General features: G+C 42.4%; 21 protein-coding genes. 8 read left to right on the top strand and 13 right to left on the bottom strand.

Annotated elements, in window-relative coordinates; all coding sequences use genetic code 11:
- Positions 1-25 precede the first annotated feature (25 nt).
- Both V7R42_RS12655 and V7R42_RS12650 read left to right on the top strand, forming a co-directional pair.
- Positions 26-814 (top strand): TIGR03915 family putative DNA repair protein, encoded by a 789-nt coding sequence (locus V7R42_RS12655; protein ID WP_334020627.1) that lies wholly within the window; start codon positions 26-28, stop codon positions 812-814.
- 593 nt (positions 815-1407) lie between these two features.
- The gene (locus V7R42_RS12650) at positions 1408-2172 is read left to right on the top strand and encodes a transporter substrate-binding domain-containing protein (RefSeq protein ID WP_334020626.1); all 765 of its coding nucleotides are present in this window, start codon (positions 1408-1410) and stop codon (positions 2170-2172) included.
- A 163-nt stretch (positions 2173-2335) separates the two neighbouring features.
- On the opposite strand, the gene V7R42_RS12645 is transcribed toward V7R42_RS12650, so the two are convergent.
- Positions 2336-3328 carry a family 43 glycosylhydrolase gene (locus tag V7R42_RS12645; RefSeq protein WP_334020625.1) on the bottom strand — a complete coding sequence of 331 codons (993 nt, stop codon included), beginning with the start codon at positions 3326-3328 and terminating at the stop codon, positions 2336-2338.
- A gap of 421 nt (positions 3329-3749) precedes the next feature.
- Positions 3750-4592, bottom strand: a complete 843-nt coding sequence (locus V7R42_RS12640) for a DUF6279 family lipoprotein (RefSeq protein WP_334020624.1) — start codon at positions 4590-4592, stop codon at positions 3750-3752.
- A gap of 175 nt (positions 4593-4767) precedes the next feature.
- Between V7R42_RS12640 and V7R42_RS12635 the strand changes: the two genes are divergently transcribed.
- Positions 4768-5772, top strand: a complete 1005-nt coding sequence (locus tag V7R42_RS12635) for an ATP-dependent 6-phosphofructokinase (RefSeq protein ID WP_334020623.1) — start codon at positions 4768-4770, stop codon at positions 5770-5772.
- 112 nt (positions 5773-5884) lie between these two features.
- Here V7R42_RS12635 and V7R42_RS12630 read toward each other — a convergent pair whose 3' ends face one another.
- The 4 genes from V7R42_RS12630 to V7R42_RS12615 form a co-directional block, all read right to left on the bottom strand.
- Positions 5885-6712 carry a LytR/AlgR family response regulator transcription factor gene (locus V7R42_RS12630; protein ID WP_334020622.1) on the bottom strand — a complete coding sequence of 276 codons (828 nt, stop codon included), beginning with the start codon at positions 6710-6712 and terminating at the stop codon, positions 5885-5887.
- A gap of 1 nt (position 6713) precedes the next feature.
- Positions 6714-7787, bottom strand: coding sequence for a sensor histidine kinase (locus V7R42_RS12625; protein WP_334020621.1), 1074 nt, complete (start codon positions 7785-7787; stop codon positions 6714-6716).
- Positions 7788-7934: 147 nt separating this feature from the next.
- A complete protein-coding gene (locus V7R42_RS12620) occupies positions 7935-8396 on the bottom strand; it encodes an Mpo1 family 2-hydroxy fatty acid dioxygenase (protein WP_334020619.1) in 462 nt (153 codons plus the stop codon).
- A gap of 60 nt (positions 8397-8456) precedes the next feature.
- The gene (locus V7R42_RS12615) at positions 8457-9140 is read right to left on the bottom strand and encodes a PilZ domain-containing protein (RefSeq protein WP_334020618.1); all 684 of its coding nucleotides are present in this window, start codon (positions 9138-9140) and stop codon (positions 8457-8459) included.
- A 191-nt stretch (positions 9141-9331) separates the two neighbouring features.
- Between V7R42_RS12615 and V7R42_RS12610 the strand changes: the two genes are divergently transcribed.
- Positions 9332-11158 carry a M61 family metallopeptidase gene (locus V7R42_RS12610; protein WP_334020617.1) on the top strand — a complete coding sequence of 609 codons (1827 nt, stop codon included), beginning with the start codon at positions 9332-9334 and terminating at the stop codon, positions 11156-11158.
- A gap of 86 nt (positions 11159-11244) precedes the next feature.
- On the opposite strand, the gene V7R42_RS12605 is transcribed toward V7R42_RS12610, so the two are convergent.
- From V7R42_RS12605 to yejK, 3 genes are all read right to left on the bottom strand, one after another.
- The gene (locus V7R42_RS12605) at positions 11245-12153 is read right to left on the bottom strand and encodes a M23 family metallopeptidase (protein WP_334020615.1); all 909 of its coding nucleotides are present in this window, start codon (positions 12151-12153) and stop codon (positions 11245-11247) included.
- Between the two features lie 38 nt (positions 12154-12191).
- On the bottom strand, positions 12192-13067 hold the full coding sequence (locus V7R42_RS12600) for a 6-carboxytetrahydropterin synthase (protein WP_334020614.1): 876 nt from the start codon (positions 13065-13067) through the stop codon (positions 12192-12194).
- Positions 13068-13133: 66 nt separating this feature from the next.
- Positions 13134-14240 carry a nucleoid-associated protein YejK gene (gene yejK, locus V7R42_RS12595; protein WP_334020611.1) on the bottom strand — a complete coding sequence of 369 codons (1107 nt, stop codon included), beginning with the start codon at positions 14238-14240 and terminating at the stop codon, positions 13134-13136.
- Between the two features lie 159 nt (positions 14241-14399).
- On the opposite strand from yejK, the gene V7R42_RS12590 reads away from it, so the two are divergent.
- Entirely contained in the window at positions 14400-14618 is a 219-nt protein-coding gene (locus V7R42_RS12590) for a DUF1414 domain-containing protein (protein ID WP_014949499.1), read from the top strand.
- 8 nt (positions 14619-14626) lie between these two features.
- Entirely contained in the window at positions 14627-16153 is a 1527-nt protein-coding gene (locus V7R42_RS12585; RefSeq protein ID WP_334020608.1) for a DUF3413 domain-containing protein, read from the top strand.
- A 275-nt stretch (positions 16154-16428) separates the two neighbouring features.
- Here V7R42_RS12585 and V7R42_RS12580 read toward each other — a convergent pair whose 3' ends face one another.
- The 3 genes from V7R42_RS12580 to V7R42_RS12570 all read right to left on the bottom strand — a co-directional run bounded on the left by V7R42_RS12580 (position 16429) and on the right by V7R42_RS12570 (position 19756).
- Positions 16429-17277, bottom strand: a complete 849-nt coding sequence (locus V7R42_RS12580; protein WP_334020606.1) for a putative RNA methyltransferase — start codon at positions 17275-17277, stop codon at positions 16429-16431.
- Positions 17278-17413: 136 nt separating this feature from the next.
- Entirely contained in the window at positions 17414-18544 is a 1131-nt protein-coding gene (locus V7R42_RS12575) for an enoyl-CoA hydratase/isomerase family protein (RefSeq protein WP_334020604.1), read from the bottom strand.
- A gap of 57 nt (positions 18545-18601) precedes the next feature.
- Positions 18602-19756 carry an acyl-CoA dehydrogenase family protein gene (locus V7R42_RS12570; protein WP_334020603.1) on the bottom strand — a complete coding sequence of 385 codons (1155 nt, stop codon included), beginning with the start codon at positions 19754-19756 and terminating at the stop codon, positions 18602-18604.
- Between the two features lie 258 nt (positions 19757-20014).
- On the opposite strand from V7R42_RS12570, the gene V7R42_RS12565 reads away from it, so the two are divergent.
- Positions 20015-21598: a response regulator gene (locus tag V7R42_RS12565; RefSeq protein WP_334020820.1), complete on the top strand. Its 1584-nt coding sequence runs from the start codon at positions 20015-20017 to the stop codon at positions 21596-21598.
- 152 nt (positions 21599-21750) lie between these two features.
- On the opposite strand, the gene V7R42_RS12560 is transcribed toward V7R42_RS12565, so the two are convergent.
- On the bottom strand, positions 21751-22626 hold the full coding sequence (locus tag V7R42_RS12560) for an NAD(P)-dependent oxidoreductase (RefSeq protein ID WP_334020602.1): 876 nt from the start codon (positions 22624-22626) through the stop codon (positions 21751-21753).
- An 88-nt stretch (positions 22627-22714) separates the two neighbouring features.
- Between V7R42_RS12560 and V7R42_RS12555 the strand changes: the two genes are divergently transcribed.
- Positions 22715-23200, top strand: coding sequence for a glutathione peroxidase (locus V7R42_RS12555; protein WP_334020601.1), 486 nt, complete (start codon positions 22715-22717; stop codon positions 23198-23200).
- Positions 23201-23366: the final 166 nt, after the last annotated feature.

Here is a 23366-nt window from a genome sequence, read left to right as displayed (position 1 = left end):
AAAGTAGTGTAAAAGCGGTATTAAAATGAAATCTATTGCAATTACTTCGGTACCTGGTTTTGATGAATGGCGAGAAGCATCTCGCGAATGCTTATCTCAACACATAGCGCCTGAAGATATTATTTGGAAAAGCGTACATACCTTACAAGAAGACCTTTTTGGTGACATGGGAGAAAACGCTGAGAAAAAAAAGGTACAACGTAACCATACTATCCCTAAACCAGTCTTAACGCTTATAAAATACGCATTGTGTCATACAGATGATAGTAAATTTTCACTGTGTTACCGGGTGTTGTGGCGTGTTGTTTACGAAAACAAAAAACTAATTCAGTTGAAAACTGACGGAGATGTAATTCAGCTCTATGCCATGGCGAAAGCAGTCAAACGTGATGCATATAAAATGAGTGCGTTTTTGAGATTTAGAGAAGTAAAATTGGCGGGCCAAGAGCATTTCGTTGCATGGTATGAACCAGAGCACTTTAGTTTAGAGATTAACCTCAGTTTCTTCCAAACCCGCTTTAAGAACATGCGGTGGTCCATTTTGACTCCCTATCGTGCTGCTCATTGGGATACTGAAACCCTTGTACTAGAAGATAATCCAGATTCAAGTGCAGCTCCCGATGAAGACCGAATTGAAAAGTACTGGTTGACCTATTATGCAAATATATTTAACCCCGCTCGCATTAAGACAAATGCAATGCTTAATCAAATGCCTAAGAAGTATTGGAAAAATATGCCTGAAACGTCGTTAATAGGCGATATGATTAAACAATCAGACGCTCGGGTGCGAAAAATGATCAGTAACGAAGATTAATACTGATGGCAATTCATGCTATAAGCACTTTTGCGACTAAGCTGTGCTTGTCATCATTTGCTCTTATATATTTAATTACATAGCTAAATCAATGCTGGCTATTTCGTGTTAGGTACTGCGATTACTTCCTGTAAAGCGTTTTTCCACCTGAAAAGCAGCAGATTATTGAACTCCCTATATTCACGCTTAAATACTCAGGCTTGAAAACGCCGTCAGTGTCAATAGCCCCCTACTTATTAATGGCGCGGCTAATAAAAAGCTGTACTATTAACTAGCCTATAGCGACCATATTTTTTGCCCCAAAAGCTGTTGAATAAGCATAAAGTGATATTTGGTAATTTATATTTGAGAAGTTAGTCAAGTTCACATAAGGTATAATAAACTTTTAAAAAACATAAAATTGTCAGGATGCAATACGCAAGACGTTGGGCACTTTGAGCCTCTATTTAATGTTAAATTAGCGAGAAGTAAAAATGCTTAGAGACGGTGCTATTTTGGTTTCCAAATTTGAGTGGTAAAAAAGGATGATGCTTAAGTTGTTCTTTTGGGCTTGGCTACTAATAACACTCGGTTGTTCGCCCCTGAGTTTAGCAGTGACCATTGTAACCGACACTAAAAATATGTTCGATGTCATTGCGCATAATACCCCCCCTAGAAATTTTCCCGAAGAAGTCTACAACAAGGTTCTTACTCAATTATCCGTAGACAAATTGCTGTTTGCTCCTCATGAACGTATCGCTACGCTAATGTCTGGAGAAGATCCTATGTGCGTTCCGCAAAGGTTAAAGACAGCGGTCAGAAAAAAGGTTTATGTGTTTAGTCACCCCACAGATTTCTTTTTCAACCGACGACTTTATCAGCACAAAAGTAGTAAGCCTCTTAATCAAAAATTTCTCGACAGCAGTGGAAACGTCATAGATTTAGTGGACATGTTGGTATCTTCATCAGAATACACTTTACTTCTAGGCGCTGACCATTCATACGGAGATTTCTTAGATGATATTATCGCGAATATTCCTCGCGATAGCCTGTATATCAGACACGGTATCGATCCTTATTTCTCAATGCTCGAAATGTTGTCCAAAGGCCGAGTAGACTTTTATCTATCTTACCCCAGCATTATGAGGAGTATCACGGAGATGGAAAACTTACGCAGCTATGGAATTGCCGGTATCCCCGCTTATGAAGCAGGCCATTTAATGTGTAATGATTTAGAAGGGAGCCGCGCTTTTCTCAACGCTTTTAATGATGTTCTAGCGTCACTTTATCAATCTGGTGAGTTCGTCAATTTCGCGAAAAAGTACATGTCAGAAGACGAGTGGGCTCAGCTCAAGCGTATTGTTGAAAATACGCTCTGAAAAGGTCATTGTATTCAAATTTTCTCTTAGTCAGACATTACGGTAACCACTGCCCGCGATGTCGATGTTTACGTTCTAATTTAAATCGCCGCGATACTCGTTGATGACCTGGATGTGGATGAGTAACGAAGAACTCGATTACGATTTTTCAAATAGGTCTTTTTTAGTTTGGTTTTGGTGACACCGGTTGATTGTTTTCTGCCCTTTCAGCAAAATCGGCAACATCATCTTGTGTTCTGATAGCTGGCTTTATTCTGCCATCACTGTTAAAGAAAAGGTATTCGGCTGCGACATGCCGCTGTCGCCCACATGCCGAATCTATATCCAGCCATCGATGATAAAATAAAATCCATTGTCCTTTATATTGAACAATAGAGTGGTGATTATTACTGTTAGCTTCTTGCTCCATAAATTTACCCTGATATGTCCAAGGGCCTTTTGGAGATGTACTCGTATAGTAGGTAAGCACGCGGTTGTTTTCAGGCATGGTAAAGTAGTAAAGATCATTGCGCTTAAATACCCAAGGACCTTCCATTTTTGGCTCGTATCCCCCCATGTCCATTTTTTCTAGCGTTCCTTTAATACCGCGCATGTCATCAGACATTTCTACCACGTGATAATCGAAGCCTTGGGCATGAACATACAAATACGCCTTTCCGTCGTCGTCAATAAATAAACTAGGATCATTAGCATAGGGCTCACTCCATAATGGCTTGCCTATTTCGTCTTTGAAAGGTCCTGTAGGCGAATCACTTTCAGCTATACCAATTCCCATCCACTTTGTGCTGTTTTCTGGGTTTACTCTGTCTTTGTGACCTGTACCAGCGGGAAAAACCAAATAATACTTCCCATTCTTATATGCCGCATCAGGAGCCCACGCATAGTTATCTGCCCATGAAATATCATCAACTGACAAGCTCGGCCCATGATTGGTCCAATTTACTAAATCGTCAGACGAAAAGGTGTACCAATCCTTCATCCAGAAATCTTCTTGGCACTCAAGGTCATGAGACGTGTACAGATACATTCTTCCATCTTCCCACACATGACCGGACGGATCTGCGGTTCTTAAGCCTTTACCTAATTGAAGTGGATTTTTAGCGAAAGTAATAAATGAAGTAGCAATGAGCAACCCGAAACAGAATTTCCTGAACACGCTGCGAGACTCCTAACGATATAGAGAATTTTTACGCTAACAACTTGCTAACTAAACAGCTATATTTTCTAGAAATTCTTTCAAAAATATTCAAATAAGAATATTAGAGCGCGCTAGGTTACAACATTGATGGGGTTAAAATGATAGTGAAATCTATTTTCATAGGGTATCAGTTAAACGGTGAATTGCCGCCTGCCTGGGGTTGTCTAAATCTGCTCGTTATAGTGTCAAACACGCATAAACCACTTGTGCTTAGCCTGTTTACTGCAAGACAACAACACATATCACATTCATTCGTCAAGGCCCATTTTTTTCCTCACCTCTTTTGCCCACTGTGGGCGGGACTGTTCGTAAGCCCAAATATTTGCGGGTAGTTTAATTTTACTGTTCGCTTGTTTTAATGCATTGAACATTGCTGCATTCAACCTTGAAATTTCTCTACAGTATCAATCAAGTCTTCTATGTTATCAATGAGCACTTCTCGTTGCTTGTTAGTGAGCGTAGTAAATATTTCAGATATTAAAGTCGCGCTTACTGTCATATTGTGCGCGCTACTTTGCTTATAAATATCGCTTTTATAGCTATCAGGGTTTTGCATCAATATAATGAGTTCGGCTTCAAAGCTATCATTTGATTTTCGTGTAACAAACAGCTTTCGTGCTGCATTCTGTATTTTCCTTCGATAGGTTAGCCACTCGCCGCCAGTAGGAACAAATTGTGTAGCATAGGTGCTTACAATTTGCTTCTGCTCGCTCGTTAGCTTTCCTATGCGTTCACTGATAGCCTCTTCTATACGTTCTATTCGTTCTTCTAAGCGCTCTTTTTCAGACTTGTTGAGTGTTTCGTCACGCTCTTCTTCTTCCTCCTGGTTATCTTTTTCTAGCGCTGCGAAAAGTGAAACAACTTGTTCGTCGTCAAGTGTTTTAGCAATTTCTGCTAATTGTGGGCTGACTTCATCACGCACGCGTTCCCAGTGCGCTCTTGCTAATTCAAGATTGCTATAAACACTATTGGAGTCTAAGGTGCCGTTTTGAATCTGACTTTTTATGCTCTCTAACTGTGCTTTGTAACGTGTAAGTTCACTTTCTTTGTGCCAGTTCAGCCAATTTCTCAAATAAATATCAAACTTCTCTTCTTGCCCATCTTTAAGTTCAATGTAATCGTCTAAATACCAATATACCCACCAGTCCAAGTTGTTATAGGCCAACTTTGAACTACATGATGTAAGAAAAATCAGGAAGAATAGAACCAATAAAGAACGCATAACATATCCTTTTTACGTTAACTACGCTGTGGTGAGTAAATCCGCTTAATACTGTGTGGTTAAAAATTGAATTTTACTTTGATATTGCGCAACAAATACATGTAATAGTGCACTTTACGTTACACAGCCTTTACTCTACTTTAATGTCATTGCCTGTAAAAAGAAGGATTTTAATGTGTCAAAACGTGTCGCTATATTAACGTCTGGCGGCGATGCCCCAGGTATGAACGCCTGTATTCGCGCCACAATTATTGCGTGTCAGAAAGCTGATTTTACATTGCTTGGATATAAACATGGTTACAATGGCCTACTCCAGCAAGAGTACATATCGCTTTCTCTCGACTCTACCCATAACCTTATTCAACAAGGGGGCACTATTTTACATAGTGCACGCTGTAAAGAATTTAAACAGACTGAAGGACTAGTTAAAGCAACTGAAAACTTAACACAAGCAAATATTGATACTCTGATTGTCATTGGTGGTGACGGTTCGTTTCGTGGAGCGTCAAAGTTGAGTGAACATTGGAATGGTCAAATCATCGGTATTCCCGGTACCATTGACAATGATATAGCTGGTACAGACGCTACCATTGGATATTACACTGCTATAGACACCGCAATGAGTTCTATAGACAAGGTTCGAGATACGGCGGATGCTTTCGAGAGAATTTTTCTTGTAGAAGTTATGGGACGTAACGCTGGGTTCTTAGCGCTTAATGCCGCGCTGTCTTCCGCAGCAGACTATGTGGTGGTTCCAGAGTTCTTCACGTCTGCTGATGCTGAAACACAAAAAATAGTGACGCAAATAAAAGCGCAGAGACGATTAAAAGGACCTGTCAGTTTCATTGTGGTAGTGGCTGAAAACGTATGGCCAAACGGTTTGTTGGGCTTAACTGAAGCGCTACAGCAATATGATATTAATGACGTACGACCGGTAACCTTAGGTCATGTGCAGCGCGGTGGTTCACCGGTAGCACAAGACCGCTTACTTGCCACTACGCTAGGCGAATTCGCTATCAGTTTAGTAGGCAAAGATGTAACGAACGTTATGGTTGGTGAAGTGAACCAGCGCCCTGTAACCGTACCCCTGTCAGATACCTGGGAAAACACCAAGCCGCTCAACGAAGCACGTGTTGACGCTATGCGTACGCTTATGAACGAACGATATCGTAGCGAATGAATGTACGCACAAGTGACGGGTTAACTGATAAAGTACAACAAAGCTAACACAAATAAAAAAGGCGTGGTTTAAGAAAACAACGCCTTTTTCGTATAGGAACTTACACTAAGCCTTACATCTTCATTGCGGCTTTAACTTTGTCTCGATGGCTACGGCTTACTTTAAGCTCAGTATCATTTTGAAGTATTAAGTGATACTCACCACTAATATGACTCACTAACTTTTTAACAAAGCGAATGTTAGCAATAGCTGAACGATGCACGCGAACGAAGAATTGTGGGTTTAATTCTTGTTCAAGCTCTTTCATGGTTTTACGCATTATGTGCATGCCATCTAAAGCATGTACACACATGTAATCGCCTGCAGCATCAATCCACTGAATGTCTTGTACGTTAACACGGGTAACTTCTGAGCCATCTTTAATGGCTAATACATCTGGATACGGGTTGGTTTCGACCGGTTCACCATTTGCCAACTTACGCAGAATCTCTTCGCAATCATCGCCAGTAAGTTCAGCAACAAGGCTAACCAGCTTTTGCGACTGCTCGTCCTGATGCTGAGTTGAAAAGTATTCGCGCACTTTGTCTAACGCCGCCCCTAACCGCTCGTCGTCTGCCGGCTTTAACAGATAATCTAACGCATGTACATCAAACGCTTTAATGGCGTAGCTATCATAAGCTGTTACAAAAACAATCATGGGAATTGGTTGCTTCAATTCACGCAGTTTATGAATGACCTGAAAGCCGTTCAACCCCGGCATTTGAATATCTAAAAACACCAAATCTGGACGATGTTGAGAAATGCTGCTAACAGCTTCAAGCCCGTTTTGACATTCGGCAAGCACCTGCACATCTTCATGTCGCTCTAGCCTGGCACGAAGACCTCTCCGCGCTAAAGGTTCGTCGTCCACTACAATGGTTTTTATCACTTGCTTTGTCATGTTATACGTCCTTAACTTCATAAGGTATGCGAATTCTAACTCGCACACCAGAAGGCTGATTGTGTTCTATAGAGAATGCAAAATTACGATGATAAAGGGATTGCAAACGTTCTTTTATATTGGCTAAGCCCACCCCGTTTTCACGACTGAGCGTGCCATTCTTAATATCGGCGCCTGGACCGTTATCAGCAACATCCATTAATAAATCATTACCAAAGGTACGTGCCGTTATCGAAATACGTCCACCATTTTGCATTTTAGATATGGCGTGTTTTATAGAATTTTCAATAATTGGCTGTAATATCATGCTAGGAACAAGAGCGCTTTCACAGCCTTCATCGATGTCCCATAGCACTTCTAGACGATCGTCAAAACGCACTTTTTCTATTTCTAAATAAAGTCGCAATGCTTTTATTTCCTGTCCCAGCGGAACGCGCTTTATTGGGTCGTTATCTAAAGAGTAACGCAAGAAGTCGCTTAAGCGGGAAACCATGGCCTCAGCGGTATCATTCTCTTTCAAAAGAATTAGGGTTGAAATAGCATTTAACGTATTAAACAGAAAATGGGGATTAAGCTGATAACGCAGCATCTTAATATGCGCTTGATGCGCCATAGTGCTGGCCTTAAGCGCGTTTTGCTTCTCTTTTTGAAGCATCTGGAAGTTTTTAATGCCGAAATACACGCCACTCCAACAACCCACCATAATCAGTGAATTTATTGTGTTGGTAAAATACATATACCATTCGTCTGGGCGGTACCCGTGCTTATAAATTTCCCAGTAATTAATATTTTTTACCACGGCCCATAATAGGGCAATCAAATAACACGACACTATTACGATAATGAGCATGTTAAGCGGAGACTGTTTTCTCGCCCAACGATAGATATAGCGAAGCGGAATGGTTAATAACCATCCTGCATATGCATTAAGCATGATGATGAAAACCCAGATTGGCCTTACATCATGAAGAAATGATCCAATGTAATATATTATTGCAAACCCTGCCCAGCCTGCGCTGTGCAGCGTCCAAAATAAACGCTCATTACTTTCTATTACACGCTGAAAGCGACTCACAACATTCCCAATTTAAAAACTTATAAAATGATTATACGCTAGCCTTGTCCCTACCCAAGCGTCTTGGTCGTGCCACTCATGCCTCCTGTCGCAGAGCAAAATCTTGAAATTGGACATGTTTTGGCTTGCTTAATTGATTGGGAAAGCTCAGTAACTAATCTTCAGCCTTTTGAGCCAATGTACCCACCACCAGGCGGGACCAATTAACAAAAAGCGTACGTCGTCAAGAAATGAAGGCTTTTTACCTTCTATGTGATGTCCAATAAACTGCAACACCCACATTACGACAAACAGTACGAGGGAAAAAAACCATACTGAAATATTGAAGTGATTTAGCGCATTCACTGCACCAAAACACAAAATTGTTAATAGTGTCATTGCTGCGCCTATCGGGCCAGACAACATAAAATAATAATACAATACGGGGACAGCTATGATATGCGCCCACGTGATGTCAAAATGTGCTATCACCTCAGGTACCGGCAAACTCCAAAGCAAACCTATCGTGACGAAATAAATGCTGGGTACTGCAATGGCGTGAATTATAATATTGGTCTTGTTTTGGTGACTTTCACCGTATTGCATTAACAGTCGCTCAATACTTCTCATGTCTATCCCCTCTGCCTGATATTTTGATTATTATCCAAAGCGCACCCAACCGTTGTTGACCTAAGTTAACAATGTGTGTCGGGACAACAGCGTTTTTATCAATTTCTGATCACAGGTAAAGGCGAGCCCATAATAAACCACGTCATTGTCAAGCTTGTGGTTTTTAACTTTTGCAGTAAGCGCTACTTCTTTACCGTCTAACGAATAGTGTAGTGTAACCTCCGCTTCATCAAGCACTACTGGCCAATTTGGTTTAACCTGTAATGCGACTTTGCAGCCTTTTTCGCTTAAATCTATAATGATTCCTATTATATTTTCATCGCTGGGATACACGTCAGCTTCTAATCTAACAGAAATGCCAAGCTGGGCACGTTTTACCGAACGAAGCCCGATGCTTTCAATACGTTTCGGAAACGTTGTAATAAGTAAACCTGAAGGCTTGGAAAGCAATTTGAGTACTTTTACTTTAAACGCAATGACTTCACCGGTATCCCCTTCAAGCACAGATCGCACCACAATATCATTACCTACGGTTAGCGCATCTCTTGTGGTTATCCATTTTGCCGATGTTGGAATATGAAAAAGCAAACATTCGTTAATGAGCATGCCAACGTAATCCGTTTTTACACGCTTTGACGCTGCCGGCATAGCAATTTGTAAATCTACCTTATCGCCAGGTACCAAGGTGCGCAACGAATCCAATCGGTCTTCGTTTAGTAGATTGCTTTGTATTTTTTCAGCCATTTATCTTTGTTATTGCTGGGTTTAATATTAATTAACCCAATGTACGCATCAATCAAAAACTTATCAACAATACGATGGAAAACGGCATTTAATATACGTAAAAATTAACCGTTAATACCTAGCAATCTATTGGGATTCACCCGATAGATTGATATAGTTAAGAGATAGTTTTACTCATCTTTCGGACGTTTATGAGTTCTATTCTTCACTATACGTTAACCATTTCAAATTGGCGTGCTCATCAATTTACTGTTGCGCTGAAGATCCCCAAACATACTGACTCTTCGCTAGTCCTCTCCTTACCTAGCTGGATCCCAGGTAGCTATATGGTTCGTGACTTTGCAAAAAGTATCGTCGAGCTAAATGCAAATGTTACTGTAAATAAAAGTGTCGACAATTTTGAAGATGAAAGAATAAACAGCCTCTCCGTAACTAAGCTAGATAAACAAACCTGGCGAGTGCACACGGATGGAAAACCTTGTACGGTCTATTACACCATTTACGCCAATGACTTATCTATTCGTTCTGCTTTTATGAACGACCAATATGCGTTTATCAATGGCACCAGCGCATTTCTTAGCGTTTCTGGGTTTGAAAATGTGCCTTGTGAAGTGGACATTGAGCTTAACGACAGCGATTCATCAACCGCAAACTGGAAGGCTTACACGTCTATGCCTTCTCGCAGTGAAAGTAATAGCGCGTCGTGCTGGTACTTTAAAGAAAAAAATTACAATGAACTCATTGATCATCCTATTTATGTTGGCATTGCAGATACGCACAGCTTTGATGTTGACGGCATCACTTTTACTTTGCTTTTCTCAGGTAATAACAATATTGATTATGAACGCATAGCGGATGACTTAGCGCCGATATGTAAGCACCACCTAGATTTGTTTGGTGCTCCACATCCTATTAATCACTACCTGTTTATGACACTGCTAGCAGATAACGGCTTCGGCGGTTTAGAGCATAAGCACTCAACTGCGTTGCTGTACCCTCGCTTTGACCTTCCTCAAGTTGGTGAAAGTGAGAAAAAAACCGATAGCTACATCACATTTCTAGGTTTGTGCAGTCACGAATTTTTCCACACATGGCACGTGAAGCGCATTAAACCTAGCGTAATGGTAAAACCAGACTTGTCTCAGGAAACGTACACCAATCAACTGTGGATTTATGAGGGGTTCACCAGCTTCTATGACGATGTAACCCTTGCAAGAGCTGGCCTTATTGAACCGCAAAAGTACCTTGATATTGTTGCGCAAAATGTTAGTCGACTTTTACAAAACGCGGGGCGCTTCAAACAAAGTGCAGCTGAAAGCAGCTTCGACGCATGGACAAAGTTTTATAAGCAAGATGCCAGCGCTACTAACAATATCGTTAGTTATTACACCAAGGGAGGCATTATAGCCCTTGGCTTGGATTTATTGCTTCGCAAACAGTCAAAAAACAAAGTTAATTTAGATACCTTGATGCAGTTATTGTGGAAACACTATGGCGTGGATGAAAAAGGTACGCCTGATGACGTGATCCAAAATCTATGTACAACGCATTTTGGTATTGATGTTTCAGAATACTTAAATCGCGTGGTGTATGGCACAGACGATGTAGAATTGGCTTCGTTAGTATCTGAAATGGGCGTTTACTATGCGGTTCGTGCTCGCGTGTCAGGTGAAGATAAAGGGGGGGCTTCCTCGCTGCCTGCCATTAAAAATCAGCTTGGCGCCACGTTAAAACCAGCTGCCTTCGGGCTTACTGTAATGCAGGTTTTTGAAGGTCTTGCCGCCATGGAGGCAGGTATTCTCTTAAACGATGTCATCATTGCGTTAAACGGCCACGTTGTAAATGCCCAAAAGCTTCAGCGCCTGTTAGATAATGCCCAAACGTCAAAGGTAGATTTAACGCTTATTCGAGATGGGCGACTTCTAACGCTGCCTCTTGAGGTAACCGAGGCTCGAAAAGAAATGGCTTACTTTGAAATCACTGATGAAGAAAAGCTAAATCAGTGGCTGGGAAGATAACATCAACCTGTAATTAAAACACTAAAAAGGCGCTTTGAGGGTTTACCTGAAAGCGCCTTTTTCTTTGTGAATGTCAAAGCTAAATGTTACTGTTCTGGCGACCCCGACATTATAGTATGGGGATCTAAGCGAATGTTGCCTAAATTTATTCGCCAATCTAGATGCGGGCCTGTAGAGCGCCCTGTCGAGCCTATTGTACCAATCTGCTCGCCTTGTTTAACCGCTTCCCCCACTTCTACCGTTATAGTATCCATGTGAAGAAACGTAGAAAACACACGCATGCCGTGGTCTAGAATCAAGGTGTTACCCGAATAGTAGAGATCATCAGCCATCGTCACCACACCATCTACTGGCGCATACACTGGCGTACCTGTTTCATTGGCGATATCCAAACCATAATGCGGCCATTTCGGCACACCGTTTAGAATGCGCTGACTACCGTAAACACCAGTGATAACGCCTTTTGCTGGCCATGCAAACCGAGTGAACAGTGCGTCCAAATCAGTATTGCCGCTTCGTGCTTTTGCCACGTTGACATTGTCTTTCTTTATACGCGCCGTCACTTCTGCTGGCGGCGCGACCATTTTTTGCTCTAGTCCATCAATTCGCTGAATGTTGTATTCGCGTTTTTCAAGGGTAATGTCACGCTGCCACCTTTGACCGTTATCTAATTCTACAACCAGCGTTTGCTGAAGTGGTGCTTCCCTTTCAAAACCGACCACAAATTTTCCATCTTTATTTGTTTGAACGGTTTCGCCATTAAGCGTTACCTTGGCCCCTGCGGGTGCTTGCCCGCGTAGCAGAGCACCTTGCGTAAACTTGCCGTTCAGCGCTACGTCTATTTGCTCTTGACCCAATAACACATTGGTCTGGTCGTTTACCTCAGCAGCCGCAGCAGCAAGTAACATGGAAGCAGCTGCACTAAGCGCCACCACACAATTCAATATACGAGATATTGGATTGCGTGATGTGGCTTTTGAAAGCGTGAATGTCATCGTTAATTCCCTCACCTATAACTAGCAGTAAACGAGCGTTAACCTTTTACTGTGGCGCCTTTACCTACGCCCTCGTAAGCGATGACTTGGCAAACACCATCTGGTGTACGCTTCTTTTGCTCTTCCAAAAGATATTGCGCCAAACACTCAACGGTTGAGTCGGTTTCAATGACTTCACAATCTGACTTAGGAATTAATAATTCAAAATAGCCCTGTGATGACTCGTATGCGAAACAGTAGTAATCCGTTTCGTTTGCGACTTCACCTTTAAGCTTTCTTTCACTGTAGGCAATTTCGTCTTCACGGGTTGCTATATAGATGTCAGCCCAGCGGTCAGCCCAATATTGCTGACTTTCACTACATACATTACCGTTAAGAATAATATCAATTCGCGAACGATGACCGTGTGCTATACGTTGGCAATTACCATCGTGCTTTTTAAGCCCGTGAGTATAGTGGTAATAAGGAGAGTTAATAACTTCTTCACGCAAATGCAGCGTTATGTTTTCAACGTTTTCAGGAAGGTGCGTCGCCAACACTTCTTTTAAGTAAACGCCAACAGACTCCATGTTTATCTCATCAGAATAAACAAACGCATATGCTTCAGCTGGGCAATGTAACATAATGCTACGCCCATCACTGCAGGTAAAGCGGGTTTCAACCTGTTCAGAATCGTCATCGTGAATGACCTCTGAACCGCTGTACTCAGCAGGTACAAGCAACTTGTGGTCAACATACTCGTCGATTAGTCGCTTTAAGTTCTTTTTCACGTGACCAAAATCTTGAACCATGCTCTCTTCGTTGAGTTCACCGTCTAAAATAACATCGACAATCCAGCTTTCACCCACCATGCCGCGCGTTGGGCATAGGTAAGAAAAGTCCATAACTGTCAAATCATTTACAAATAATTGCATAACACCCTTGAATCGAGTTTATTTTCTACTAACTAGTATACGTTTTTTATCTTCGCTTCGCAGCGACTAGTCCATTGAAGATTGGCGATTAAGCTGATCTTTTAAATTGGGTGGAATTCCGCGAATAGTTAACGTGTCCGTAGCCGGGTCGTAAAACACCCTATCCCCCATTAACTTGCGTTCGAAGCTTAGCGAAATACCACCGCCCTGTCCGGTAAACTTCGCTAATTGTTTTAGCGCAGCTGGATCGGGCTGTATTTCTTTTTCTAGCGGTACGTCCATAGACTGAGTAAACGCTGAAAAGTTACTGCTTGTTTCTTCGTTTTGTGGAAGTCTGTTAGCCAGTTCATCTACTGATAAACTCTCGCCCGCATCAATCTTTTCTTTAAAGTACGATTTCACTTCTTCTCTGTGCTGATGCTGTTCTTGAGGGTCTAGAGACTCACTGGCAAGGTAGGCATCAACTGTAGAGATCAATTGTTTATTTTGCTGTTTAACATCCACCAACTCTTCACAGCCAACAAACTGCATAAAGAAGTCAGATACCTTTCGCCCCATTCTACCTTTAATGAAACTAACGTAACGCTGCTGCTCTGGCTGAATGTCCCACTGGGTTAAATCGAATCGCACAGCGAGCTGCATTTTTGCCAAATCTAGGTGTTCACGAGCAGAAAGATCTAAGGAGTTGGTCACTTCAACGTGCGAACGAGTATTTAGCAGCGCAATCATCAGATACTGTGTCGCTAAATATTCGTACTGGCAGAAAATGAGAAAGCCGGTTTCTACTGTACCCGTTTCAGCCAATGTACGAACTAAGCGGTTGGTCGCTGACACTGAAAACGCATGAAATGCATCTTCAACGTTATCACCTGCCGCTTTTTGAATATCCACGTATTGCTTAAGGCCTTCCGCAAACTCTGCCACGTTCTCGGTGCTTTTTTGCGTAGTCGCTTCGCCTTCTTCGTTTTCCACTTTTGCTTCGCGCGTGACTTCCGTCACGAAGTGGCCAACGCCTTTTCCAGGCTTAGCGTTGAAACTGTGGTTTATTTGATGGGCAAGAAGCTCGATTTCCGGTGTTACTGCCAAGCAGTTATCACGGGGAATGGCTTCAATTTTCTCTTCTTTGTTTACTATCAATCGATGTACAACAAAGTGATGAATCAGTGCACTCATAGAGTATCGGGTGTCCTGTTGCTTAAAAAGTGTCAGAAATATCCAAAGAATTGCGGGATTTTAGAATGAATGATTGTACTCACTCAAACAACGATTATAATCATTTTACGTGTAAAACCATTCTTTTTATCAAAGAAATCATAAAAAAGAGGCGTAGCAATGCCCCAACAAAGCCGCTATAGCAACGACGAATTCGAAACGCTAATGAATAACGTTATTCTAACCCTTGAAGAAGGCGGTGCAAACCGTGATCTTTCACTTATGGTGTTAGGCAATGTCATAACGCACATTTTAAATACTCAGGTAGCCCCTGAAAATCGCGAAGCCATGGCAACGCAATTTGCCGACGTACTCAAGAAAAGCGTTAAAAATAGCTAAGGGATAGCATGATACTTGCCGAATCACCTCGTCGCCAGCGTGTTACTAAACTGGTAAATTGGGGGCACTGGTTTGCCTTGGCGAATATTATCATCGCCATTGTTATTGCCTCTATTTTTGTTTTTTCATCACCTATGCCTGGCACCGGTGTCGGCACGCTATATCTATTAGCCAACTGGTTTGGTCATATTGGGTTTATGACCTTTTTCGGCTTTGTTATCTTTATCCTCCCTCTTTGTTATTTAGTTAACAACCCCAGAGTCATAAAAGTTAGCGCATCTATTATTGCAGCAGTGGGTTTAGCACTCTTGGCTTTCGATGCATTGCTGTTTAACCGCACAGGCTTTCACTTTAGTTTTCATTCCGCGGATTTACTGCGCAATGAAGCACAGTCGACAATGGCGATAGAAAGCTGGCAGCAATGGGTATTCTTATTTCTGCTTTTTATTGTGTGGCTTGGCTTCCAGTTGGTGTTAGCTAATGCAATATGGAAACGTGTTGAACGCTTTACACGCCATAAAGTAGGCATTCCTGTTGCTACATTCTTTGTTAGCTGCTTCGTTACTAGTCACGCCATTCATGTGTGGGCTGATGCCAAGTTGTATCAACCTATCATTAAGCAAGACAACATGTTTCCGCTTTCTTATCCTGCAACGGCGAAAACGACGATGTCGCGGTATGGCTTACTCGATTTAGCTGCCTATGAAGAAAGAAAGCAACTACAATTCAACCCAGATATTCACAATATTACTTACCCAGCCGAGCCAGTTTATTGCTCTATTGAAACCAGTAGAAATTTAACCGTGGCTGTCCAAATAGATAATGAACAGACGGTGGACCTAAGCAATATCAAGCGCAATACTCTTAACAAGATGGACAATTACTACTCGACGGCCAGTAGCATAGAAGGCTTGATGACCACTACGCTATTTGGTGTACCCGAGATATATCAAGACGCGTTATCTCAAAAGCGTCCAGTGTTATTAGCGCTTCCTTTGGGGTCTGGCATGCCAGTGTCGATTCACAGCGACGAAGCATTACCTCTGCCTCAATTAGCGGGATATTTGCAGCCACTTAGCAACAATCACGACGGTCTCCACATTGCCTTTTTAAAAAGTGTTGATATCGAAAGCTATGTGAAAAATACTTTGGCACGTAAACACGATGTAATAGTTGCTACCGGCTTTGGTAGCGAAAGCGGTAAAGGTGCGCTTTACAGCACCCTTAAGTTTAACGCCAGTTTAGCCAGCACAGAAGATTTAGCGCCAACCATTTTAGACGCGCTCGGGTGCAATGCTCCCACTACCTTCTATTCTACAGGTCAGAGCTTACTTTCTCCTTCAAGGCCTTGGCTTGTTAGCACCTCTGGTGAACGTATTGTTGTTTTTCATGATAATAAGCGTACGGACGTTCTGAGCAACGGCAGCTATGAAATAAGTGACATGGCAACCGGTAAGCGCAGTAAAGAAGCGCTCAATGTAGACTTATTGAGTCAAGCTATTAAACACTTATCTAGATTCTCTACACAGAATTAATAAAAATAGCGGCAGACTAAGGAAGGTCTGCCGTGTATCGCTTTGATGTTGTAGATCAACTGCTTGTTATGGTTACGCATAACCCGACATCTAATTGTATTTCTTAAAAAAAGCAGTGACCCGGCACTGCTACGGGCTACCGGTCAAAACGAGTTCCCCACATACATTGTGTTAAACCGCACGAAACAAGTACAAACTATACTTGTAGGAAGTCACGCTTCAGAGGAATGGCTGTCTCCCCATCGACAGAACTGATGGGTAATCCATTATAGATATTACTGTGGTGTTTTTTGCCATAGCTGAATATGGAAGTCTGCCGTGACGCTTTTCAACGTTTCAACAATCTCATCGATTTTGCCGTTTGGAAGCTTCCAATAAAACGGCGTCATTTTAATAAGTGCCAGCGCATGTTCTTCGCTTTCGAATTGGATAGGAAAGGAAAAACATTCATTGTAAACCCGTGTAAGCCCATCTCGTTCTTGGTTGTCGATTTCATGCTGTCTTGGATTGTCGTACACCTGCTGTTTAAGCTCAAACAGGTGCTCAGGCGCAGGATCGACCGTCACTAAAAGGCCATTGTTTTTAAGAGCCCTCACATATTCTTCATTACTACCTGGTGCAAAAACCTGAATCATCACGTCTTGCGAGTTACTGCTTAGGGGTAAATCGAAACTGCTAGCAACAACGAACTGTGCTTGCTTGTACGCTTTAGCTGCCAGCTCTACTGCGATTTTGGCGATATCGCTACCTGCTCCTTCAACCTTTAAACCATTCGCTGAAAGTCCTTGTACCATCGCATCCAAGTAACTCCCCTCACCACAACCCGCGTCATAAACCTTTATGGCATTCTTTGATGCTTCTTCATTGGCTGCCGTTTCATTTAGTACCTTTTCCACCAGCGTCACTAATTTATCTTTCAACGGCTTATAGGCATTTAATTGGTGGAATTCCCTTCTGGCTCTTACCATTGCTTTGTCATCACCCGGAAGTTTCGATTTTTTAAATTGAACAGGCAAAAGGTTAACGTAACCAGATTTCGCTTTATCGAAGGTATGGTTGTTTTCGCAGCGAATAGGCGTTGTATGTAATGAGATAGGGAGTTTACAAAGTGGGCAGTGCCACATGACAGGTTCTTTTTACTGAGAATTTGCCGTAAAGGATATCAAAATTGATGCCTTTACGGCAATACAAGACACTATTTACCAACTTAAGTCAGCATGCACCAATAGCCCTTATGTGCTTATTTTGCAGCCCTTATAATTACAACTTGGCCAAAGGATGTTCCTCTTTAGCCCAAGGCGAAGTGAAGAAATGTTCGATTACGTCGTCCGGCACTTCATCTACCGTTTTATACTTCCACTGTGGTGACATGTCTTTATCAATCAAAAGCGCTCTTACGCCTTCTTGAAATTCACCACTTTCACCGCATCGACAGGACATATCCGCTTCCATTCTAAAACAGTCAGCCAATGTCATATTCGCGCCTTTCTTACATTGCTCGAATACCAAATGCATAGTGATAGGAGAACCTTTGGCTAAGGTGCTTTGCGCTCTCTGTAACCACTTATTCTCACTCATGTCTGCGTTAAGAATGGCATGAACTACGTCGGTAACATTGTCAGCCGAACACAAGCCATTAATAAGTGCCATATTCGGCTCAACGTTGCCTCTTGGCATTTCTTCAGGTGTTTTCATTTTATCGATGATATTCGCAACAGAAGAAGCCAGACTCTCGCTGTCGGTCTTTTCCCACGAGTATTCTACAAGGCTATTAAGCAAAGCGTCTTTTTCGGAACTAGCAAGCAAACTGTCTGCAAGTCCTAAAAAGCAAGCATCGGTGCCATTCATTTGCCCACCCGTTAAACCCAAGAAAAGACCCGCTTTGCCAGGTAAGCGAGGTAGAAAATAGCTTCCGCCTACGTCCGGATACAAACCTATCGTAATTTCCGGCATAGCAAGACGAGAGGTTTCGGTTACTATTCGATGGCTTGCACCGCATAGAAGCCCCATGCCACCGCCCATAACAATTCCACTGCCCCATACAACAATGGGCTTACTGTAATTGTGAATAGTATAATCTAGCGTGTACTCAGTTTCGAAAAATGTTTCTAAGAAAGCTGGAATTTGCCCATTAGCTTCCACCATCGATTTATACATCGAAACAATGTCGCCACCAGCGCAAAAAGCTTTTTCGCCTGCTGCATCAATCACCACAGCCACAATATCGTTGCGAGACTGCCACTGCTGAAGCGCGTCAAGCATGATGCCAGCCATTTCCAAATCCAATGCATTTAATGCCTTTGGCTTGTTCAGCGTTAATCGGCCTATTGTGTAGTCGTTGCTAGACGTCTTGATTTCATCAACAATGACTACCGATTCCACATCTGCCATTTCTATTCCTTTTCATTGCCATTAAATCATGCCCGAATTGATTCTTATCGAGATCTACTACAGTACACTTCTCTCTTCTGACAGCAAGCGTCTACCAATAATTACGCGCATAATTTCATTGGTACCTTCCAATATTTGATGTACACGAACATCTCTGAAATGACGCTCCAACGGATACTCTTTGATATAACCATACCCACCGTGTAGCTGAAGGGCATCGTTACACACGTTGAAGCCTACATCGGTTGCGAACCTTTTTGCCATAGCACAATAGGTGGTTTTATCTGGGTCGTTATTATCAAGCCTACAAGCCGCCATACGTACCATTTGTCTCGCTGCAACAAGTTCAGTTGCCATATCAGCCAACTTAAACTGAAGCGCTTGGAAACCTGCAATAGGTTTACCAAACTGCTCTCGTTCGTTCATGTAATCGCGTGCAACGTTTAGCGCCTGCTGTGCTGTTCCTACCGAGCAGGTTGCAATATTAATTCGGCCTCCATCAAGACCTTGCATGGCCATTTTAAAGCCTTGCCCTTCCTCGCCAAGTAACCAACTTTTATCCAATTTCACGTTATCAAATGTGACCATACGCGTGGGTTGTGCATTCCATCCCATTTTTTCTTCGGCTTTGCCGTACTCAATCCCGTCGGTATTAGCCGGAACCGCGAATGCTGATACGCCTTTTGGGCCATCTCCTCCGGTACGCGCCATAATTACAAGCACATCGGTACTGCCTGCACCAGAGATAAATACCTTCGACCCGTTGAGCACAAATCCATTGTCAGTTTTCGTCGCTTTTGTTTTAAGCGAGGCAGCATCTGAACCTGCCCCCGGTTCCGTCAGACAATAAGATGCAAGTTTGTCACCTGTTACAAGTTGGTCGCACCACATCGTTTTAACTTCACTGCTGCCCCAAGTAGCAATCATCCATGTCGCCATGTTGTGAATGGTTAACATAGCTGCCGTCGTTGTACACCCCATTGAAAGCTGTTCAAAGATAATAGAAGAATCAAGCCTCGATAAACCAAGACCACCAGCATTTTCAGGTGCATATAACCCACAAAAACCTAATTCCCCTGCTTTTTTTATTGCGTCTACGGGGAAATGGTGCTCTCTGTCCCACATAGCAGCATGAGGCGCCAGCTCTTGTAGAGCGAATTGACGAGCGGTTTCTTCAAACGCTAACTGATCATCGGTTAATTCAAAATTCATAAGGCTTATCCTCAATTGATTTGCTTTTGAACTACAATAACCAATACCTACCCCTTACGTAAACGTAAAGGTAAATATTTGTTTAAATATTATTAATATTAATGTAAATATTTTATGACGAGAAAGGCGGCTCTATGTTGATCCAACTACGAGGGTGCAAAAACTTATCCCTATAACTAATGCACTTTTATCTTCTCACTGTTAAGCTAACTTAATGAATGTTTATCTTGTTTAGTCGCCGTGGAATTCAGAATAGCCATAGTAGAAGACAATGCTACTGCTCGAACCACACTTCGAGGGCATTTAATGTCAATAGCTAACTTATCAATAAGTAGCTTTGCATCTGGTATAGAACTAAAAGCGGCACTTAAAAAGCAAAACTTTGAACTTCTGCTTATGGATTATCATTTAGGCCACGGCAAAACTGGCGTAGAGTGGATCCAGAATTTAAGGAAAACAGGCTTTATAAGACCTAGCACAGGTATTATTTTCTTAACCTCAGATCGCTCCCCTCAGAGCATAGGCCGTATAATGGACTTGCAACCCGATGTCTTGCTTATTAAGCCTTATACGATTGCTTCTTTAACGCGTCAAATTAACCATTACTTGAGTTTTCGAGAATTTGTCAAAAATGTGTTGCATGCGTTGGATAACAAGCTTCTTGACCGCGCTCTTAGTGTCGTTAGAGCTAAAATTTCGGAAGGTATACCCCCTCGCCTCGTTGCAGATATCAGAAAACTTTATGCACGCCTTCTTGTTGAAAACGGTGATTTGCAACGAGCGTTGAGTATATATGACGATGTCCTAACCCGTTCTGACAAAGTCCTTTGGGCACAGTGGGGAAAGGTGAAATGCCAATATGCCTCAGGTCAATGGCCACATTGTAAAAGCCATTTAAGTCAAATGGTTAATTCAAGCTTGGCTCGCGATAAAGCGTTTGAATGGCTAGCATCCATATCCTTTGAACAAAACTCCTACGATCAGGTAGAGAAATACTTAAACGAAATTAAATTCAGCGAACTTAGCTTACCAGCAGCAAAATTAAAAACTATTGCCTACCATAAGCAAGACAGGGTCATTGAAGCCATCGATCTTTTACAGAAAAAACGGGCTATGCATCGAAGCGCAAAAGATCGATTCAATGACTTTACGTTTGAACTCGCTGAGTTCTATTTGTTTCTTGCACAAGAGTCACTTGAAACAAATAGACAGGAAAGTTTGTCTCAGGCTCGAAAATTAGTAGGCATTGCCGGAAGAAGCCAGGGTGACCCTCAAACGTTACAAAAAAGAGATTATCTTCTCGCTTTTTCGGCAGTGCTGGATGGCGACCTAGAGAAAGCGGCACATTTACTTGAAAGCGACTACATTGACAATTATTTGCGTACTGAGCCGTCAACACTCGTTATTGCTGCAAAAGTGCATCACAGTCTGGGAGATGAACGCAAAGCGGGTGAATTACTCTTGATGGCCAAACACAAGAACGCGGAATTACAAGCTATCTCCGAACAGGTGATGAATGAAGAGTTGATCTTTTCTGGCGGGGAGCGGTTAGGTTTAAACCACGAACAAGCCATTTCTATTAACGAAACCGGCACACAGCTTTTTATAGAGGGGGTGTTTAATAAGGCAATGGGACATTTCTATGATGCCTTCCAGCTTTCTCCTGACACTGCCGCGTTTGGCTTAAACCTTCTTCAGTGCATGATTGAGGCAGACATTGGTGTTTACCGCAAATATAACATCAGACAATTGCTCGACAAGATTACCTCACTTTCTATGAATGACATTAATAAAGCCCGTTTAGAGCAACTCACTCTTTCTGCCCAAGAACAAGCGCTGTAATAATTCTTGCTCCGTTGACCTGAACTACTGGCGAGAAAATGCGTTGTTGAATGACAACACATTTTCTCAGTTCGTTTCTCTTTGCTACCTTGCTTAGTGCATCACGAATCAGGAAGTATAAGCAGACCTGTAATGCACCTTAATACCTTTATTTATTTTAGTCGAGTTAGTAAGCTGGACGTATCCCAACGGCCGCCCCCAAGCTTTTGAACATCAGCATAATATTGATCAACCAGTGCCGTTAGCGCCAAAGTCGAGCCGTTTTTTCTAGCTTCATCCAATGCTATGCTTAAGTCTTTTCGCATCCAATCAACAGCAAATCCAAAATCGAAACTATTATTTAGCATGGTACTGGCCCTATTTTCCATCTGCCACGACTGCGCTGCGCCTTTGCTAATCACATCAATCACCGCATTACAATCTAGCCCAGCACGCTGGCCAAAATGGAGTGCTTCGGCCAAGCCTTGTACGATACCGGCAATACAAATTTGATTCATCATTTTCGCCAGTTGACCACTGCCACTCTTTCCGAGTAACTGGCTGTGGCGCGCGTAATGTGCCATTACCGGCTCTACGTTGTTGTATACATCTTCATCGCCACCGACCATTATAGTCAGCTGTCCATTCTCAGCCCCTGCCTGGCCGCCAGAAACTGGCGCGTCTAAGAAGCCAATTTGCTTATCGAGGCAGCGCGCATAAAGTTCTCTGGCGATATCGGCTGATGCTGTTGTGTGATCGACAAGCACACTGCCCGATTTCATTACGGCTAATGCCTGAGTGCCCACCTCTTTTACATCGTTGTCATTACCCACACACATAAATACGATATCAGCGCCCTTACATGCTTGAGAAACGGTATCGCTTGCAATGACACTGGTGCCAACTGTGCCATACGTCGATAGCCAGTCCTGCGCTTTTTGAGATGTACGATTATAAACAGTGACCGAATAGCCAGCTTTGCTCAAATGTCCTGCCATAGGAAACCCCATTACACCCAAGCCTAAAAAACTCACTTTCAAATTACTCATACAAAATATACTCTAGATACTTAACAAAGATGTTTGGATTACCTAAGAGTAACAGACTTAACAACAACAAAAATATAGGAAAATAATTTTGACGCTCTATGAACACGCTATTACGTTGAACAGCGGTGAACAAACTACCCTTGAACGCTATAAAGGAAAGGTGTTACTCATCGTGAATACAGCGAGCAAATGTGGCTTTACTCCTCAATACGAAGGACTAGAGTCGCTTTATAAAAACTACAACGATAAAGGCTTTGAAATTTTAGGATTCCCTTGCGACCAATTCGGACATCAAGAACCGGGTAGCGATGAGGATATTGCTCAATTCTGTAGCCTCAATTTTGGTGTTTCGTTCCCTTTATTTAAGAAAACGAATGTTAATGGACCAGATGCCAACCCGCTTTTTGAGCAATTGAAACATGACGCCCCCGGCCTTCTTGGCACGAATCGTATTAAGTGGAATTTCACTAAGTTCTTAGTTTCCGACCAAGGTAAAGTGTTAAAACGTTACGCCCCTACTGTAAAACCAGAAGCTATTGAAAAAGATATCGCGAAGCTACTTCCAGCACAGTAATCTCGTGCTCGACATAAAAAGTACGTTGTTATAGAAGTAGCATTCGAGCATATTGAGTACGCGGGTTTTATAAGGCAAAGTCAGCGTGTGCTATATGAGTCGTGGTAGTGTATTTGAAGATACACAAAGCGTTAGTGCTGAATCTGCTCAGCTACTTTTGTTGATC

It is taken from the genome of Alteromonas sp. S015, from assembly GCF_036864485.1.
Taxonomy (GTDB): domain Bacteria; phylum Pseudomonadota; class Gammaproteobacteria; order Enterobacterales; family Alteromonadaceae; genus Alteromonas.
Note: the sequence above shows the minus strand (reverse complement) of the source record. Positions and strands in the feature narration are given on the sequence as shown.